Origin of the sequence: Micromonospora sp. LOL_014 (assembly GCF_048060245.1) — a bacterium.
Taxonomy (GTDB): Bacteria; Actinomycetota; Actinomycetes; order Mycobacteriales; family Micromonosporaceae; genus Micromonospora_E.
This window is the reverse complement of record NZ_JBHMIP010000003.1, coordinates 89,213-106,261: the sequence shown is the minus strand read 5'-3', so window position 1 is coordinate 106,261 and position 17,049 is coordinate 89,213. Positions and strand designations below refer to the sequence as shown.

The 17,049-nt window shown below is 70.5% G+C and carries 15 protein-coding genes and 1 pseudogene; 10 read left to right on the top strand and 6 right to left on the bottom strand.

What is annotated here, in order from left to right; all coding sequences use genetic code 11:
• The first annotated feature begins 529 nt into the window (after positions 1 to 529).
• Positions 530 to 1,090: a hypothetical protein gene (locus ACFHW1_RS03920; protein ID WP_416568060.1), complete on the top strand. Its 561-nt coding sequence runs from the start codon at positions 530 to 532 to the stop codon at positions 1,088 to 1,090.
• A gap of 64 nt (positions 1,091 to 1,154) precedes the next feature.
• On the opposite strand, the gene ACFHW1_RS03915 is transcribed toward ACFHW1_RS03920, so the two are convergent.
• From ACFHW1_RS03915 to dnaA, 5 genes are all read right to left on the bottom strand, one after another.
• Positions 1,155 to 1,736 (bottom strand): DciA family protein, encoded by a 582-nt coding sequence (locus ACFHW1_RS03915; RefSeq protein WP_416550901.1) that lies wholly within the window; start codon positions 1,734 to 1,736, stop codon positions 1,155 to 1,157.
• A complete protein-coding gene (recF, locus tag ACFHW1_RS03910) occupies positions 1,726 to 2,874 on the bottom strand; it encodes a DNA replication/repair protein RecF (RefSeq protein WP_416550900.1) in 1,149 nt (382 codons plus the stop codon). Before recF ends, ACFHW1_RS03915 begins: the two co-directional genes overlap by 11 nt.
• 5 nt (positions 2,875 to 2,879) lie before the next feature.
• Positions 2,880 to 3,755: a phosphogluconate dehydrogenase (NAD(+)-dependent, decarboxylating) gene (gene gnd / locus ACFHW1_RS03905; RefSeq protein ID WP_416550899.1), complete on the bottom strand. Its 876-nt coding sequence runs from the start codon at positions 3,753 to 3,755 to the stop codon at positions 2,880 to 2,882.
• Positions 3,756 to 3,806: 51 nt separating this feature from the next.
• On the bottom strand, positions 3,807 to 4,940 hold the full coding sequence (gene dnaN, locus ACFHW1_RS03900) for a DNA polymerase III subunit beta (protein ID WP_416550898.1): 1,134 nt from the start codon (positions 4,938 to 4,940) through the stop codon (positions 3,807 to 3,809).
• Positions 4,941 to 5,669: 729 nt separating this feature from the next.
• Positions 5,670 to 7,520 carry a chromosomal replication initiator protein DnaA gene (dnaA, locus tag ACFHW1_RS03895; protein ID WP_416589764.1) on the bottom strand — a complete coding sequence of 617 codons (1,851 nt, stop codon included), beginning with the start codon at positions 7,518 to 7,520 and terminating at the stop codon, positions 5,670 to 5,672.
• Between the two features lie 687 nt (positions 7,521 to 8,207).
• Between dnaA and rpmH the strand changes: the two genes are divergently transcribed.
• From rpmH to ACFHW1_RS03850, 9 genes and pseudogenes are all read left to right on the top strand, one after another.
• Complete coding sequence (rpmH, locus tag ACFHW1_RS03890; protein WP_123606641.1) at positions 8,208 to 8,345, top strand: 50S ribosomal protein L34; 138 nt, start codon at positions 8,208 to 8,210, stop codon at positions 8,343 to 8,345.
• A 34-nt stretch (positions 8,346 to 8,379) separates the two neighbouring features.
• Positions 8,380 to 8,763: pseudogene (gene rnpA, locus ACFHW1_RS03885) on the top strand (ribonuclease P protein component); the annotation flags it as partial.
• A gap of 74 nt (positions 8,764 to 8,837) precedes the next feature.
• Positions 8,838 to 9,128, top strand: a complete 291-nt coding sequence (gene yidD / locus ACFHW1_RS03880; RefSeq protein ID WP_278172879.1) for a membrane protein insertion efficiency factor YidD — start codon at positions 8,838 to 8,840, stop codon at positions 9,126 to 9,128.
• Positions 9,125 to 10,195: a membrane protein insertase YidC gene (yidC, locus tag ACFHW1_RS03875; protein ID WP_416550896.1), complete on the top strand. Its 1,071-nt coding sequence runs from the start codon at positions 9,125 to 9,127 to the stop codon at positions 10,193 to 10,195. The genes yidD and yidC overlap by 4 nt, the downstream gene beginning before the upstream one ends.
• 176 nt (positions 10,196 to 10,371) lie before the next feature.
• Positions 10,372 to 11,007 carry a protein jag gene (locus ACFHW1_RS03870; RefSeq protein WP_416550895.1) on the top strand — a complete coding sequence of 212 codons (636 nt, stop codon included), beginning with the start codon at positions 10,372 to 10,374 and terminating at the stop codon, positions 11,005 to 11,007.
• A 5-nt stretch (positions 11,008 to 11,012) separates the two neighbouring features.
• Entirely contained in the window at positions 11,013 to 11,855 is an 843-nt protein-coding gene (rsmG, locus tag ACFHW1_RS03865) for a 16S rRNA (guanine(527)-N(7))-methyltransferase RsmG (protein WP_416550894.1), read from the top strand.
• A gap of 222 nt (positions 11,856 to 12,077) precedes the next feature.
• Positions 12,078 to 13,274 carry a ParA family protein gene (locus ACFHW1_RS03860; RefSeq protein ID WP_416614820.1) on the top strand — a complete coding sequence of 399 codons (1,197 nt, stop codon included), beginning with the start codon at positions 12,078 to 12,080 and terminating at the stop codon, positions 13,272 to 13,274.
• A gap of 27 nt (positions 13,275 to 13,301) precedes the next feature.
• The gene (locus ACFHW1_RS03855; RefSeq protein WP_416550892.1) at positions 13,302 to 14,363 is read left to right on the top strand and encodes a ParB/RepB/Spo0J family partition protein; all 1,062 of its coding nucleotides are present in this window, start codon (positions 13,302 to 13,304) and stop codon (positions 14,361 to 14,363) included.
• A 724-nt stretch (positions 14,364 to 15,087) separates the two neighbouring features.
• A complete protein-coding gene (locus ACFHW1_RS03850; RefSeq protein WP_416614818.1) occupies positions 15,088 to 16,029 on the top strand; it encodes a hypothetical protein in 942 nt (313 codons plus the stop codon).
• Here ACFHW1_RS03850 and ACFHW1_RS03845 read toward each other — a convergent pair whose 3' ends face one another.
• Entirely contained in the window at positions 16,030 to 17,043 is a 1,014-nt protein-coding gene (locus ACFHW1_RS03845) for a D-alanine--D-alanine ligase family protein (protein WP_416550890.1), read from the bottom strand.
• Positions 17,044 to 17,049 lie beyond the last annotated feature (6 nt).

Sequence of the window (17,049 nt, the reverse complement as noted above, 5' to 3'; positions counted from 1 at the left end):
ATCTTCCGACGGCGGACGGACGCGAACCGGCACCATGGCCGACAACCCGCATTTTCCGGGTGGATCGCCGACGGGTGGCGAAACGCGCCGTACGCCGCAGCAGACCCGCGGATCACGAACGGCTGGGCCCCGTACGGTCTGGCGATCACGGCTGCCGGTGGTCACCTCGTCGGTGATCCTGCCAGGCGGGCTCCGGATCGTCGCGCCGCGCGGGTCTCCCTCGTCTCTGTCTCCGATCCTACTGTGCCGAGCCGACATAACCGGGACGCGGCACCCCCGTAAAGCGGCTGAGAGGTTCGTAGCCGGCCGCACCCCACCCACCGCGACCACCCCCACACGCATCAGATCCGTCATTCGGACGGCCACGGGGCACCGCAACGTCGGTCCGGCGGCCCGCTGGGCCACCTGAAGGTGAAACGACTACCCGGATGCCGCTACAGTGCCGCTACCGCACAGGCTCGCACCGGACAGCAGCATCTCGGATGCGCACCCGGCCCGGGCCACCAGCTGGAGAAGGGTGACGCTTGCGATGGGGCTGGACAACGTCGCGGTGCAATGGCCACGGGTCGGCGAATTCTACGAACCGGTCGCACCGGCCGAGTTCGTCGACTTCGACAAACTGGCGGAGCAGGCCGACGTCGCGGCGCCGACCGCCGCGCTCGCCGGTTACATCGCGAAGACCGGCAGTGTCCGGGCCACCGCCTACACCGAGCTGGTGGACCTGCTGCTGGGGCTGACCGGAGTGCTGTACGCCACCGAGGCAGCCGCCGAGGACGAGGACCCGGTGATCGACCCGGACGGCTGTGCCTGGATCGCCGGCGGCCTGGAGCGGTTCGTCGACGGCCATGACCGGTACGGCGACACCGTCACCTTCGACACGGTCGGAGCGGTGCTGCGCGACGCCCTCGCCGGGGCCCGGCTCGCCGAACAGCAGCTGCGCTGGCTGGCCAGCCGGCTCGACGCGCTACGCGACGACGCCGGTGACGCGCCGCAGTGGAGCTTCCCCCGGTCGGAGCTGGCGGCGCTGTCCCGCTTCTACCGCCGCTGCGCCGACCGCGGCTTCGCCGTCTACGCCGACGCAGAAGCCTGATTTCGGGCGGCCGGCGTCTTCCGGGCGACCGGCGTCGGCCAGGGAGCGGACCGGCCGGATGGGATCAACCGTACGTGTCCCGCGGGCCACGACCGCGGACCCGCCGCGGACCCTTCGACCAGGACGGCGCGGCCGGGCCGTGGATGTGCAGTTTCGTCACCACGTTGTGCCCGACCTCAGCGGCGATCTGGCGCAGCAACGAGCGGGCGAGCAGACGTAGCTGGGTCGCCCACGCGGTCGACTCCGCCTCGACCGTCAACTCGCCGTTCTCCAACTTGACCGGGCGGCTGTGCTTGGCCACCTCCGGCCCGACCACCCGTTCCCAGGCACCGAAGACGGTCGCCTCGGCAGCCGGCCGTTGCCAGCCGCGCGCCTTGACCAGCCGGGCCAGCACGTCGCCGAACAGCTGGGGATCACGGGGGTCCGGCCCCGGACCCGAGTAGCCGCGCAGTCGTCGGCTGCCCGACCCGGCTCCCCCCGCGTCACTGCCGCCACCGGTCCGGCGGCGGGGCCGATTCGCCCCCCGACGGGCGCGGGCCGCGTCAAGCACCGCCCTGGCCAACTGCGGGCCGGTGGACGGCGGTGGCAGGATCGGTGGCTGGTTGGCAGCCTGCGCCGACTCACCGTGCTGCGGCTCATCCGACATGGCGTACCTCCCCGCGGCTGACCTCGAAGCGTGCCCCGCGCAACGCTACCGGGACGTCCTCGGCCACCGCGCAGGTCACCAGCAGTTGGCTGGCCCCGGCGACCAACTCGGCGAGCCGTTCCCGGCGGCCGCTGTCCAGTTCGGCGAACACGTCGTCGAGGACCAGGACCGGCTCGATGCCTTCCGCGCGGAGCAGGTCGTACGCGGCCAGCCGCAGCGCCAGCGCGCAGGACCAGGATTCGCCGTGGCTGGCGTACCCCTTCACCGGCAGGCTGCCGATCGTCAGATGCAGGTCGTCGCGGTGCGGACCGACCAGGGTGACGCCACGGTCGACCTCACTGCGGCGGGCCTCGCCCAGCGCGGCCAGCAGCGCTGACTCCAGCATGGACCGGTCCGCCGCCGGCGGAACCGTCCCGGCATCCGGCAGCTCGATCGACGGCCGGTAGCTGATGCCGGCCGCTGCGCTGGTGGCCGCCACCGCGTCGTACGCCTTGGCCACGTGCGGGGCAAGCGCGGTGACCAGCTCCAACCGGCCGGCAAGCAGCTCGGCTCCGTGCCGGGCCAGATGGGCGTCCCAGACACTTAGCGTGCTCAGGTCGCCGCCCCGGTCACCACCGGTCTTGCGGGCCAGGTACGCGCTGCGCAGCAGCGCGTTGCGCTGCTTGACCACCCGGTCGTAGTCGGCCCGCACGCCGGCGAACCGGGGCAGCCGGGTGACCAGCAGCTCGTCCAGGTAGCGGCGGCGTTCGGCCGGGTCGCCCCGGACGATCTCCAGATCCTCGGGGGCGAACAGCACCAGCCGCAGCGCACCGATCACCTCCCGTGCCCGGCGGGTCGGCGACCGGCCCAGCCTGGCCCGATTGGCCCGACCCGGCACGATCTCCAGTTCGACCAGCAGCTCCCGTTGGTCGTGCACGACCAGGCAGCGGATGATCGCCGAGTCGGCGCCGACCCGGACCAGCGGCGCGTCGGTGGCGACCCGGTGGCTACCCAGCGTCGCCAGGTAGCCGAGCGCCTCGACGAGGTTGGTCTTGCCGACCCCGTTCGGCCCGACCAGCACGCTGCCACCCGGTTCGAAGGTGAGCTCGACCCGCTGGTACGAGCGGAAGTCGATCAGTTCGAGACGGCGAACGTACACGGAGGTCAGGGGCTGGACTGCACGGCGTGCCCGCCGAACTGGTTGCGCAGGGCGGCGACCGCCTTCATCGCCGGAGAGTCGTCCTGCCGCGAGGTGAACCGGGCGAACAGCGACGCCGCGATCACGTTCAACGGCACCCCGAGCCGGATCGCCTCGTCGACCGTCCAGCGCCCTTCGCCGGTGTCCTCGGCGTACCCGCGCAGCGCCGCCAGTTGGGGGTCCTCGTCGAGCGCGGCGTCCAGCAGATCCAGCAGCCAGGACCGGACCACGGTGCCGTCCCGCCAGGACTTGATCACCCCGGGCACGTCGGTGATCAGCTCGCTCTGCAGCATCAGCTCGTAGCCCTCGGCGTAGGCGTGCATCAACGCGTACTCCACGCCGTTGTGGACCATCTTCGCGTAGTGTCCGGCACCGACCGGGCCGGCGTGCACGAAGCCGTGCTTCGCCGGCGGCTTGAGCGTCTCGAAGATCGGCATCATCCGCTGGACGTGCTCGGCGTCGCCGCCGACCATCAGCCCGTACCCAGCCTGCCGGCCCCACACCCCGCCGGACACCCCGACGTCGAGGTAGCCGACGCCGTGCTCGGCCAGCCGGGCCGCGCGCGGCCCGTCGTCGCTGAACCGCGAGTTGCCGCCGTCGATCACCAGATCGCCGGCGTCGAGCAGGCCGCACAGCTCGTCGACGACCGACGACGTCACCTGGGCCGGGACCATCATCCAGACGGCCCGCGGAGCGGCGAGCCGGTCGACCAGCTCGGCGAGGCTGGCGACGTCGCTGACCGCCGGGTCCCGGTCATAGCCGTACGCCTGGTGACCGGCGTCGCGTAGCCGGTCCCGCATGTTGCCGCCCATCCGGCCCAGGCCGATGATGCCCAACTGCACGGTGTGCCCCCTTCGTCGCTGCCCGATCGTCGCCCACCGGGTGTCCCGGTGTTACCGGGTTACCCGGATCGGCATGATCAAATAGCGGTAGCCGGGGATGATCTGATCGTCCTCACCGGCCGGCGAGATCACTGCGGGCTTGAACGCGTCGACGAAAGTGAACACCGCCGTGGCCGAGCCGAGGTTCTGCAGGCCGTCGATCAGGTACTGCGGATTGAACCCGATGGTCAGCGGCTCACCGGTGAACGCGGCCTCCATCGCCTCGCTGGCCCGCGCCTCCTCGGTGTTGCCGGCCTCCACGACGAGCCCGTCCGCGCTGAAACTGAGCAGCACCGGGGTGGTGCGCTCGGCGACCAGGGCGACCCGGCGTACCACCTCGACGAGAGTACTCACGCCCACCCGGGCCTCGGCGTTGTGGCTGCTCGGGAAGAGCGACCGGACCGGCGGGTAGTTGGCACCGTCCAGCAGCCGGCTGGTGGTCCGGCGGGTGCCGCCGGCAAACCCGATCATGCCTTCGCCGGCCCCGCCGTGTGCCAACGCGATGGTGACCTCGCCGCCGATCGGACCGAGCGTCTTGGCTGTGTCGGCGAGGGTACGGGCGGGCACCAGCGCGTTCAGGCTGATCTCCGGATCGTCCGGCTGCCAGTCGATCTCCCGGATGGCCAGCCGGTACCGGTCGGTGGCGAGCATGGCGAGCCGGGTGCCCTCGAGTTCGACCCGGACCCCGGTCATCATCGGCAGCGTCTCGTCACGGCCGGCGGCCACCGCGACCTGGGCGACCGCGGCGGCGAACGTCGGGGCGTCGACCCGGCCGGCGCTGGCCGGCATTTCGGGCAGGGTCGGATAGTCCTCCACCGGCATGGTCGGCAGGGTGAACCGGGCGCTGCCGCAGACCAGCTCCAGATGCGCACCGACCGCCGCGATGTCGACCGGCTTGGCCGGCAGCGACTTGGTGATCTCGGCGAGCAGCCGACCGGAGACCAGGGCCGAGCCGTCCGCGTCGCCCTGCACGTCGACGGTCACCTGGCTGGAGACCTCGTAGTCGAATCCTGAGACCTGCAGGGAACCGTCGGTGACCCGGAGCATCGCGCCGGCCAGCACCGGCACCGACGGCCGGTTCGGCAGGCTCTTGGCCGTCCAGGCCACCGCGTCGGCGAGCGCATCGCGCTCCACCCGGAACTTCATCCCATGCCTCCGCACTTCATGCCGTGCCTCCGCGTCGACTCGATCGAACGATCTTTGGTGGTGCCGGACCGAGGCGGTCCCTGGGCGGCTCGACCGTCATCGGTCGACGGACCTCACCGAACGATAGGCCAGACCGCCGGGCCCGTGCGTCCGGCCCCGGACTTCTGCCGGTCGACCGGACCGGCAGGTGCAGCGGGTCGGCTGCATCCACACCTATCCCCAACGCCGGTGATTGGTTTTTGTTGTCTAGAAGATAAATCTCATCGTCTTCGTCGGGGCTGTGCACTCTGTGGATATCTCGCGTTTACGCAGGTCAGATTGGTTCGATGGCGGTGGATTACCTGTGGAGAGGGCTGGGTACAACCGGGGTCGTTATCCACAGGCTGCCCGGCCGTCCACAGCCGTGCCGAGTTATCCACCGGTTGTCCACCGGTTATCCCGAGGGTTCGTCCCCAGCTGTGGACAAGCTGCCGGCACCATGCCGGTCCGTCGTCCCCAGAACCTTCAACAGGATCCCCACAGGCACGGGTAGACCTGTGGACAGTTTGTGACTGTGAGTCATTGTCCACAGCGGTTTCCCCAGGAGTTGTCCACAGCCTGTGGACAACCGGTCGGCAGAATCCAGGCGCCATCCACCGCCGGGCGGCGGCGGTGGAAAACCTGTGGATGAACCTGTGCGTGATTCGCCGGATCAACCGGTGGACGGCGCCGCCGGCAGGCGGCGGGGCGTCAGGCGATCTGCTTGATCCGGTTGGTCAGCTCGGCGATCTGGTTGTAGAGGGACCGGCGTTCCGCCATCTGCTGTCGGATCTTGCGGTCGGCGTGCATCACTGTGGTGTGGTCCCGGCCACCGAACGCCTGTCCGATCCGGGGTAGCGACAGGTCGGTCAGCTCGCGACACAGGTACATGGCGACCTGGCGGGCGTTGACCAGCACCCGGGAGCGTGAGTTACCGCGCAGGTCCTCCAGGCTGACCCCGAAGTAGTCGGCGGTGGCCACCATGATCTGGTCGGCGGTGATCTCCGGGCCGGCGCCGTCCGGGATGAAGTCCCGCAGGACCTCCTCGGCCAGGCTCAGCTCGACCGGTGACCGGGTGAGACTGGCGAATGCGGTGACCCGGATCAACGCGCCCTCCAGCTCCCGGATCGAGTTGGCGATCCGGGACGCGATGAACTCCAGCACGTCCGGCGGCGCGTACAGCCGCTCCTGGGCCGCCTTCTTCTGCAGGATGGCGATCCGGGTCTCCAGGTCGGGCGGCTGGATGTCGGCGAGCAACCCCCACTCGAAGCGGGTCCGCAGCCGATCCTCGAGGGTGGCCAGCTGTTTGGGCGACCGGTCCGAGGTGATCACGATCTGCTTGTTCGCGTTGTGCAGCGTGTTGAAGGTGTGGAAAAACTCCTCCTGGGTCCGCTCCCGGTTCTCCAGGAACTGGATGTCGTCGATCAGGAGGATGTCCACGTCACGGTAGCGGCGCTGGAAGGCGCTGGTCTTGTCATCACGCAGCGAGTTGATGAAGTCGTTGGTGAACTCTTCGGTCGACACGTACCGCACCGACCGGGCGTGTCCGAGGGTGGTGGCGTAGTGACCGATGGCATGCAGCAGGTGGGTCTTGCCCAACCCCGAGCTGCCGTAGATGAACAGCGGGTTGTACGCCTTCGCCGGTGACTCGGCCACCGCGACCGACGCGGCGTGCGCGAACCGGTTCGAGGAGCCGATGACGAACGTCTCGAACATGTACTTCGGGTTGAGCCGGTTCCCGCCGGTGTCCACCCCCGGTCCGGTCAGCCGGCGGTCGTCCCGGCCGGTGCCGCGGTGGTCCAGCCCACCCCGCCCCGGGCCGCTGTCGGGCGGGCTGGTCGGCAGGCTGTCGCCGACGCCGCCGTACCGTTGGTCCGGTGGGCGGTAGTCGGTCGGCGGCCGGGCCGGGCGTTGCTGCGTCGGCGGTTCGAGGTCGTGGTCGAGCCGTTGCGGACCTGGCGGTCCGGCGGCGTAGTCGTCACCGAAGAGCGCGCCCTGGTCGCCGGTCCGGGCCGCCGGCACCACCGGCAGCCGGCTGGTGGCGCCGTCCAGTGCCTCGGGTACGCCGACGCGGTGCTCCGGCGCACGGGGTCCGTCGGCTGTGTCCGGCCCGCCGCTGATCGGCTCCGGCGCCTCGGGTCCGGCGATGCCCTCGCGGTCCCAGCGGTGGTTGTCGGTGTCGCGGTGGTCCGGTCCGGGCGGGGGCGGGCCCAGCCGTGGGTCGGGCTCGTCCGGGTGGTGCAGCCGGGTCTCGACGGTCGCGGTGCCGTACACCGTGCCGACCGGTCGACCCTGACCGTCCTCCGGCGGACGGACGGTGACCGCCACCTGGATCGGTCGACCGAGCCGCCGCGACAGCGCCTCGGTGATCGCCGGGCGCAGTCGCGATTCGATGACGTCGCGGGTGAACGCGTCGGGTACGGACAACAGCGCGGTGTCCTCGACGATGGCGCGCAGCCGGGTGAGCCGCAGATAGGCCCGCTGCTGGGCGGAGACGATCTCGTCCGCCAGCTCGTCCGTGGTCGCCAACCAGACCGCGCCGAGGTCTATCGTCTCGGCCACCGTAGCGCCACCCCCATCGCATCCGAGTACCCGGCCGCCGGCACTGTCTCTGTGTCGGCCGCCGGTCGGGATCGGTCCCGCTCTCGAACAGGTACGACGAGCCATGCTGCGGGCCGCTGAACTGACCGTCATCCACAAGTTATCCACAACCTGTGTGTACTGCTGACTGCGGCTCCCCGTCGTCCGCCGAACCTGCCCCCTGCCGGCTCGGCGCCCGGTGTCGATCACCGTCGCGGGCGACCGGCCCGGCTGCCTGGTTCGTACCGATGAAGCGGTGCCAGGTGCTGTCTGATGCTTGACCGGCAATCGGGCACGCTAACAGCGTTGTCCACAACCGTTCAACCGGCGGTCGCCGGTCCCCGTTGTCGGTTTCGGTGAAAACCGTGCAGCGGCACAGGCCGCGTCGCTCCACGGTCCGATCACCGGCGGTGGCCGGCGGCGGGCCAGCCGTGGGCGCTGGTCCCCTCTGATAAGCTAGTCGGGTGCGTTGTGCCCTTACGGCGCACTGGCGCAGACCTGCACCGTCGGCCTGACCAACGGGCCGGATCAGATCTGCACCGCCGGTTCTGACCAACCGCCGGCCCGACCAACGGCCGGATCTGACCAACCGCCGGCCTGACCGACAGCCGGTCTGATCATCTGACTCCGGGCCGCCGGCCGGGAGCCACACCTGACGGAGAGTCTGACGTGAGCAAGCGCACCTTCCAGCCGAACAACCGCCGGCGTGCCAAGACCCACGGCTTCCGGCTGCGGATGCGTACGCGTGCCGGCCGTGCCATCCTCTCCACCCGCCGCGCCAAGGGCCGCGCCCGCCTGTCCGCCTGATGGTCTTCGCGGGCGTCGTGGAGATCTAACCGCCATGCTGGCCGCCGCTGAGCGCGTACGGAATCGTGCCGACTTCACCGAGGTCGTACGCAGGGGTCGGCGGGCCGGCCGTGGCTCACTCGTCGTACACCTGTTGCTGCCGTCTGCGGTGCCGGGCAACCAACCGGGGCCGACCGGTGGCTCCGGTGCCCGGGCCGGCTTCATCGTCTCCAAGGCGGTCGGCAACGCGGTGACCCGCAACCGGGTGCGTCGTCGGCTCCGACACCTTGTCCGGTCCCGGCTGGCAGCGTTACCGGGCGGTGCCCTGCTGGTCGTCCGAGCCCTCCCGCCGGCCGCCGCGGTCTCCTCAGCAGGGCTGGCCGTTGACCTTGACGCCGCGCTGTCCGCCGCGGTCCGCGCCGCCGACCGCCGTTCCCGCAGCACCTCCGGTGATCGCCCATCCGGCGTGCCGCGCACCGGACCCCGGACCCGGGCCAGCGCGGGGGACGCCCGATGACCGCCTCCGACGATCTACCTCGCCCCGCGACACCGGGTGGCCGCCTGCTGACAGGTGCGATCGTCGCGTACCGTCGTTGGATAAGCCCGGCTCTGCCGGCCCGCTGTCGGTTCTACCCGTCGTGCAGTGCGTACGCCCAGGAGGCGATCGCCCGGCGCGGAGCACTTCGGGGGGTGCTGTTGGCGGGTTGGCGCCTGCTGCGCTGTCATCCCTTCCACCCCGGTGGATATGACCCGGTACCGATGCCGGGCGGCCGCCGTGCCGATGCGACTGGAGCCCCGAATTGAGTCTCGACTGGATCTACTGGGCCATCTCGTGGATCCTCCTGTTCTGGCACTCGGCCTGGGACCGGATCGGTGTGCCGTCGACCGAGGTGCTCGGCACCAACTGGTCGTGGATCCTGGCCATCATCTTCCTGGTGGTCACGGTCCGGGTGATCCTGTTCCCGGTCTTCGTCAAGCAGATCAAGTCACAGCGGGCCATGCAGGCGCTGCAGCCGAAGGTCAAGGAGCTGCAGGAGAAGCACAAGGGTGACCGGGAGACGCTCCAGAAGGAAATGATGGAGCTGTACCGGAAGGAGAAGGCCAACCCGCTGATGGGCTGCCTTCCGATGTTCCTGCAGATCCCGGTCTTTCTCGGCCTGTTCCACATCCTGCGCCGGCTGAACCCGGAGCAGACCCGCAACGTCGACCTGTACGGCTGGACCGCGGACCAGTTCTACGAGGCCTCCCGGGCCAGCCTGTTCACCGCGCCGATCGCCGGGCGGTTCGGCTCGACCGCCGACGAGCTGGCGGCGATGGGTGCCAGCGGCACCACGGTCAAGGTGATCGCCGGGATCCTGGTGATCGTCATGATCGTGACCACCTACCTGACCAGCCGACAGATGATCCTCAAGACCGGCTGGGCGGAGGACCCGCAGCAGAAGATGATCCAGCGGCTGATGCTCTACGGAATCCCGGCCTCGCTGCTCATCTCCGGCGCGATCTTCCCGATCGGCGTCATCATCTACTGGGTAGTGAACAACATGGTCACGCTTGGCCAGCAGCAGTGGGTACTGCGCAAGTTCCCGCCCCCGCCGATGCCGGCCGGCAAGGGGAAGCCGGCTGCGAAATCAACCTCGACCTCGACCTCGAAATCCGCCGGCCGGCCGGCGGCGAAGTCCGGTGCCGGCCAGTCACGCAAGCCCGGCACGACCGACGCCAAGCCCAAGTCGGCCGGTGTCTTCGCCCGGCGCGGCAACGGTGCCGAGGCCGCCGCCTCCGAGCCGGCCCCGGTCCGCGAGGGTCTCAAGCCCAAGCCTGGTGCCAAGCCGGTCAACCCGAAGAAGCGGCGGCCGGCGAAGCGTCCGGGTTGACCGGGCAGACGTGCCGGCGGCCGGCGACTGCTGGCGGGCTTCCCGGTGGCCGGCGGGGCGTCCCGCACAGCCGCAACGGCGGCAATGTAGACCTCCCGAGGGCACGGCGCCCGTCCGCCGGTCCTCGGTAACCAGCGGACCGACCGGTTCCGCCGAGCGAGTACGGAGATGACACCGTGACCGATACCAGCCTGCCCAGTGCCGACCCGTCTGTCGACGAGGAGGTTGTCCCGGCCCCGGCCGCCGACGGCGCTGACGACCGCCCCGGCGACGCCGACGACGCGGGCACCGACGAGGCTGACGAGGCCGCGGCCGGCAAGGGCGCGTCAGCGCCCACTTCCGCCGCCACCGACAGCGACCTGTTCCAGCAGAGCGAAATTGCCGCCGACTACGTCGAGGGACTGCTGGACATCCTCGACTACGACGGCGACATCGACGAGCTGGTCTCCGCCGGACGCCCCGTGGTGGAGGTGGTCGGCGGGCAGCTCAGTGCCCTGGTCGGACAGCGGGGTGCGACCCTGGAGGCGCTCCAGGAGCTGACCAGGCTTGCGGTCTTCCGGCAGACCGGATCGCCCAGCCGGCTACTGCTGGACGTCGGTGGTTACCGGAACAACCGACGCAAGGAGCTGGCCGCGGTGGCGAAGAACGCGGTGGAGAAGGTCAAGGAGTACGGCGAGCCGGTGCGGCTGGAGCCGATGTCCGCCTTCGAGCGCAAGTGCGTGCACGACGTGGTGAATGCACTCGACGGCGTGCTGAGCGAGTCCGAGGGTGTCGAACCGACCCGGCGCATCGTCGTCCGTCCGGCCGACTGAGCACCATGACCGATTTGCCCGAGCAGACTGAGCGGGTGGCTACCGGCCCGGACGGGTTCCCGTCCGGGCCGGTTCCGTCTGGAGCGCCCGTTCCGTCAGGACCGGCCACGCTGGCGTCGCCCCCCGATTGTGCCCGCGAGATCTTCGGTGCCGAGCAGCTGCGGCTAGCGGTCCGGTACGCCGGCCTGCTGGCCTCGGAGGGACTGCTCCGTGGACTCATCGGGCCGCGCGAGGTACCCCGGCTCTGGGAGCGGCACCTGCTGAACTGCGCGGTCCTCGGCGAACTCGTCCCCGACGGGGCGACGGTGCTGGACGTCGGATCCGGAGCCGGTCTACCCGGGCTGGTCCTGGCCGTGGCGCGACCGGACCTCAACGTCATCCTGGTTGAGCCGTTGGCCCGGCGTACCGTTTTTCTCGTCGAGGCGGTGTCGGTCCTTGGCCTCACCGACCGGGTCCGCGTACTGCGTGGCCGGGCCGAGGAACTGCGCCGGGATTTCCCCGACGGTGCGGCACCGGTGGTCACCGCGCGGGCGGTGGCCCCACTCGACCGGCTGGCCGGCTGGTGTCTACCGCTGGTCGAGCCCGGTGGGCGGCTACTCGCCATGAAGGGCGATTCGGCCGGGGCGGAGATCACCGAGCACCGATCGGCGGTGGTTCGGTCGGGTGGCGGTGATCCGGTGCTGCGTCGCTGCGGCGAACGATGGCTCGACCCGCCGACCACCGTGGTGGAGATCGAACGGTCCGCTCCGGTGCCCGGGGCAGGTGGTCGACGCCGCTCGGGACGCGGCGACCGAGTACGGCCGCGTTCGTCGCGGCGGACCCGGGGCCGACCGCCGAACCCGCCCTGATCGCGGGGTGGAACGACGTGAAGGCTGCGACACGTCGGACAGTCGGCCGTGGCCACACCGGCCCTGTTCCCCGTAGGCTGACCGCGCGTCGATAGTCTGGACCGGGCGGCAACGCGAAGTTGCACGACTCCTGCCGCCCCGTGCCGGTCCGCACGCCACGCCCGAAGCGCGGTCGTGAGCGCTGGCGGTGCCGATCCATCCAACGCGGGCAGGGATGACACGGTGCATGACAACGGTAGTTTCGAGGATCCGCGGTTGACCGGCGAGCGCCACGGTGTCGGCGACCCCACGTTGGTTTCACGTGAAACGGCGTACCACCCGGGTTGGCCGGAGGGTGGGGCGGTGCCGGTCAGCGGGGCACCTCAGCCGCCCACGACGGCGCCGGTGCCCACCACGCCGGGCGTCCCGACCCGGGCCGGCGTGCCGCTCGTAGCGGACACGTCGGTCGGCGCCGCATCCCCGACGCCGGAGCAACCGGTGCCCAACCCGACCTCCCCGGCCGCCGACGAGCCGTACGTTTCACGTGAAACACCGAATCGGGAAGAGGATGATCCCCCCTTGGCTATGGAGGCTTTGCGCGCCGTGCAGATTCTGAACCCCAGCGGCGAGGTGACCATGCCCCGGCCGGACCGGACCCGGGTGATGTGCGTGGCCAACCAGAAGGGGGGCGTCGGTAAGACGACCACGACGGTGAATCTCGCGGTGGCCCTGGCACTGCACGGGAACCGGGTGATGGTTGTTGACCTCGACCCACAGGGCAACGCCTCGACCGGACTCAACGTCCCGCACCACGCGGGCGTACCGGACGTCTACGACTGCCTGATCGACAACGTGCCGCTGACCGAGGTGGCGCAGCCGGTCGAGGGGATACCCGACCTGTGGTGCGTCCCAGCGACGATAGATCTGGCCGGGGCCGAGATCGAGCTGGTCTCCGTGGTGGCCCGGGAGTCCCGGCTGTCCCGAGCCATCACGGCGTACCCGGTCGAGCTGGACTACGTGTTCATCGACTGCCCACCGTCGTTGGGTCTGCTGACGGTCAACGCGCTGGTCGCCGCGCAAGAGGTGCTGATCCCGATCCAGTGCGAGTACTACGCGCTGGAAGGACTCAACCAGTTGATCAACAACATCAACCTGGTCCGGCAGCATCTCAACCCGACGCTGGACGTCTCCACCATCCTGCTCACGATGTACGACCGGCGGACCCGGCTGGCCGACGCCGTCGAGCAGGACGTGCGCAACCACTTCGGGGACAAGGTGCTCCAGTCGGTCATCCCCCGCAACGTCCGAGTGTCGGAGGCGCCGAGCTACGGCCAGTCGGTGATGACCTACGATCCCGGATCGCGGGGTGCGACAAGCTACTTCGAAGCGGCCCAGGAGATCGCCGAGCGCGGTGTCGCTCGGCTCGGTCGCAATGTCTGACACGGTGGTTGGAGCGGGAGGCAGGGCATGAAGAACCGTCCGAAGGGCGGGCTCGGGCGCGGGCTCGGTGCCCTCATCCCCACCACCGCTCCGGTTCAGCCGGGTGTCGCACAGCCAGCCCCGGCTCCGGTGACTCCGTCCCCGGCCACTGCGGCCGTCTCCGGCAGCGGCGGGACCGCTGCTGCCGTCGCGACGGAACCGGCCGTCGCGACGCCCGTCGACCTGTCGCCGCCCGTCGACCTGTCGCCGGTGCCTGGTGCCCGGTTCGCCGAGCTGCCGGTCGCCGCGATCATCCCGAATCCGAAGCAGCCCCGCCAGGTCTTCGACGACGAGGCGCTCGAGGAGCTGAAGGTCTCGATCGAGCAGGTCGGGTTCCTGCAGCCGATCGTCGTACGACAGCTGGACGACGGTGAGCAGTACGAGCTGGTGATGGGGGAACGCCGCTGGCGTGCCGCGCAGGCGATCGGCCGGGAGTCCATCCCCGCGATCGTCCGGGACACCAGGGACGACGCGATGCTCCGGGACGCGCTGCTGGAGAACATCCACCGGGCCAACCTCAACCCGCTCGAGGAGGCGGCCGCGTACCAGCAGTTGCTCGACGAGTTCGGGGCGACCCACGAAGAACTCGCCAAGCGCATCGGCCGGAGCCGGCCGCAGATCTCCAACACGATCCGACTGTTGAATCTGCCGGCTCAGGTGCAGCGGAGGGTGGCCGCCGGCGTGCTGTCGGCCGGTCACGCCCGGGCGCTGCTGAGCCTCGACGATTCCGACGCCCAGGACGCCCTGGCGCTACGCATCGTCGCCGAAGGGCTCTCGGTCCGGGCCACCGAGGAACTGGTGGCGCTCGCCGGGACCGATGACTCGGCGAAGCGTACGGCCAGTCCGCAGCGTCGCCCGAAGGCCCACGCCCCGGCCCTCACCGATCTCGCCGATCGCCTGTCTGACCGATTCGACACCCGGGTCAAGGTCGACATCGGGCGGAGCAAGGGCAAGATCACGATTGAGTTCGCCACGGTCGACGACCTGGAGCGGATCGTCGGAATCATCGGAGTGGGCGACGGGGACGACACCTCAGGCGACGTCGACTGATTGCCGGGCCGGTCCGTCGACCCGGCAGATGGCATGTCCTCGCAGGGGCTGGTGTTTCACGTGAAACACCAGCCCTTCTTCTGCGGTTTCGGCCCGCGCCGATTCAACGCCCCGGCCCCTGCCATTGCCGACCGGTCCACCCTTGCCGACCGGTCCACCCGGAGTCGGCACCCACGCACTCGCCAGTCGCCCGGTCGGAGGCGACCGCGCGGCTCGTTCCACGTGAAACGGTGGGCCGGCGGGGGCCGCTACCCGGCCCGGTAGCTGCCCGGTGGGGCCAGTGGGGCGCCCGGTAGCGATGTTTCACGTGGAACCGAACGACGGTCTCGCCCGGCCGCTCCGGAGGGCCGACCTACGGCTGTTCCGGGCGGCGCCAGACGGCTCGCCGAGCCCGGTTACCACTCGGTCGATGGATCGTTGAGAAGACCGGGCTACCGGAGGCACCAAGACGTATCCGCGGCCGACCGGGCGGCTCCCGGGTGTCCCCGGGATCGATCCGCTACGGGGCCGGGCGTTTTCCACAGGCGTTTTCCACAGGGTGCCTCGTTTCACGTGAAACAGCGGGTAGACCGGGCTGGCGCCCTGTGGATAACTCCTGTGGAGAACTGGGACGGCGAGCCCTGGTCGGCAGCCGACCAGGGACCGGTCGTCCCACCGGATGAGAGTCGCGGGCCGGCCGAAACGGGGAACGACAGGCGGCGCAGACTCGGTTAGGGTCAGCGTCGTGCCAGACACCCCTGCCTCGGTTCCCGACTTCGCGCGATGGCCATCCTTCCCCTTCGAGGGCGACCTGCGGGTCAAGCGACTCGATGACCCGGTTGACGTCGAACCGCCTCGCAAGGGTGAGGGCACGGCGGAATGCTCGTCCTGCTCCGCCCCGGACGACGCGTACATCTGGGTCAGCGAACGCTGGCGGGTCCGTGCGATGGACCGCCCGACCGGGCTACCGATGGTCCTCATCCTGGAGTCCCGGTCCCACTTCGACCTCGGCGATCTGCCGAACCTGCTCGCGGCCGAACTCGGCGTGATGACCGTCCGGCTCGAGCGGGCGATCCGGTCGCTCGACGGCGTGGCCCGGGTTCACGTGAACCGATGGGGGGACGGCTCGGCACACCTGCACCTGTGGTTCCTGGCTCGGCCGTACGGGCAGCTGCAGCTCCGTGGCACGTTCCTCTCCCTGTGGGACAGCATCCTGCCGCCGATCTCCGAGTCACGCTGGCGGGAGAACCTGGCGCTGGTCGCCGCGTGGCTGGCGGAGTTCGGCGGTCGTCAGCTCGCTGAGCCGCCGCGGATTCAGTGGCGGGCACCGTCGAACCTCACCGAACAGGCGAGCCATCCGGTCAGCGTCGACGACTTCGATGAGATCGACGGTGCAGGACCGGCCGTGGCCGAGCTCGTGGTGCCGATGGAGAGCATCGAACCAGCTGCTGATCTCGGCGAACTCGCCAGCGACGTCGCTACTACCCAGCAGGGTGAACCTCTTGCTGCCGACCCGGCCGACGTCGAGGATGCCGCTGCCCCCACCGACGACAGGGCCGCGGCAGGTGCCGGTACTGAGGCGAAGGAGGACGACGACCCGGACCCGGAGGGCGCTACGGACCAGGGCGGGCCCGAAGTCCCGGCTGCGGGCGATTCGGCGGGGTCGCCGACCGGCAGCGCCCGGTGATCAGTTCGCCGGGTCGTACGGTCGGGCCGCGGCCCGGACCACCAGCGTGGCGAGCAGCTCACCGAGGTCCAGCCCGCCAGCCTGGACCGCCAGCGGCAAGAGCGAGGTCTCGGTCATCCCGGGTGAGACGTTGACCTCCAGGACGTGCGGCCGGCCGTCGGCGTCGACGATCATGTCGACGCGGGAGAGATCCCGCAGCCCGAGTGCCCGGTGAGCGGCGACGGCGGTCGCCGCCACCTGCTCGGCAGCCGGCTCGTCCAGCCGGGCCGGCGCGTGCCACGTCGTCAGTCCGGCGGTGTAGCGGGCAGCGTAGTCGTAGACACCGTTGCGTGGCACGATCTCGACGGCCGGTAGCGCCTCCGGGCCGGCGCCCCGGTCGACGACCGATACGGCGACGTCCATCCCGGTGACGTACCGCTCCACCAACGCCGTCGAGTCGTACGCGAAGCAGCCAACCATCGCTGCGGAGAGTTCCGCCGCCTCGCGTACCACCGCCGCGCCCAGCCCGGAGCCACCCTGCGCCGGCTTGACCATCAGCGGCAGGCCGAGCCGTTCGACGATCCGCTCCAGCACGGCGACCGCACCCAGTTCGGAGAACCGGTCGTGGGGCAGCGCGACCCAGTCCGGGGTCGGGATGCCCGCCTCGCGCAGCACCGCCTTGGCCGACGGCTTGTCCCAGGCCAGGCGGGCGGCGCGGGCGTCGCAGCCGATGTACGGCACGCCGCAGAGATCCAGTACGCCGCGCAGCGAGCCGTCCTCACCGGTCGCCCCGTGCAGCGCGATGACCACCGCGTCCGGCGGGTCGGAGCGCAGCGCTGGAATCAGCGAGACGTCGGCGTCGCGCATCTCGGCCTCGACGCCGACCGAGCGGAGCGCGTCCAGCACCCGGCGACCGGACTTCAGCGAGACGTCGCGTTCGTACGACAACCCGCCGGCGAGAACGAGCACACGCGGATCCGGGGCGGCGGACGACGACGATGATTCGGTTGCGGTGGGGTCCAACGCTGGGCTCATGCCCGA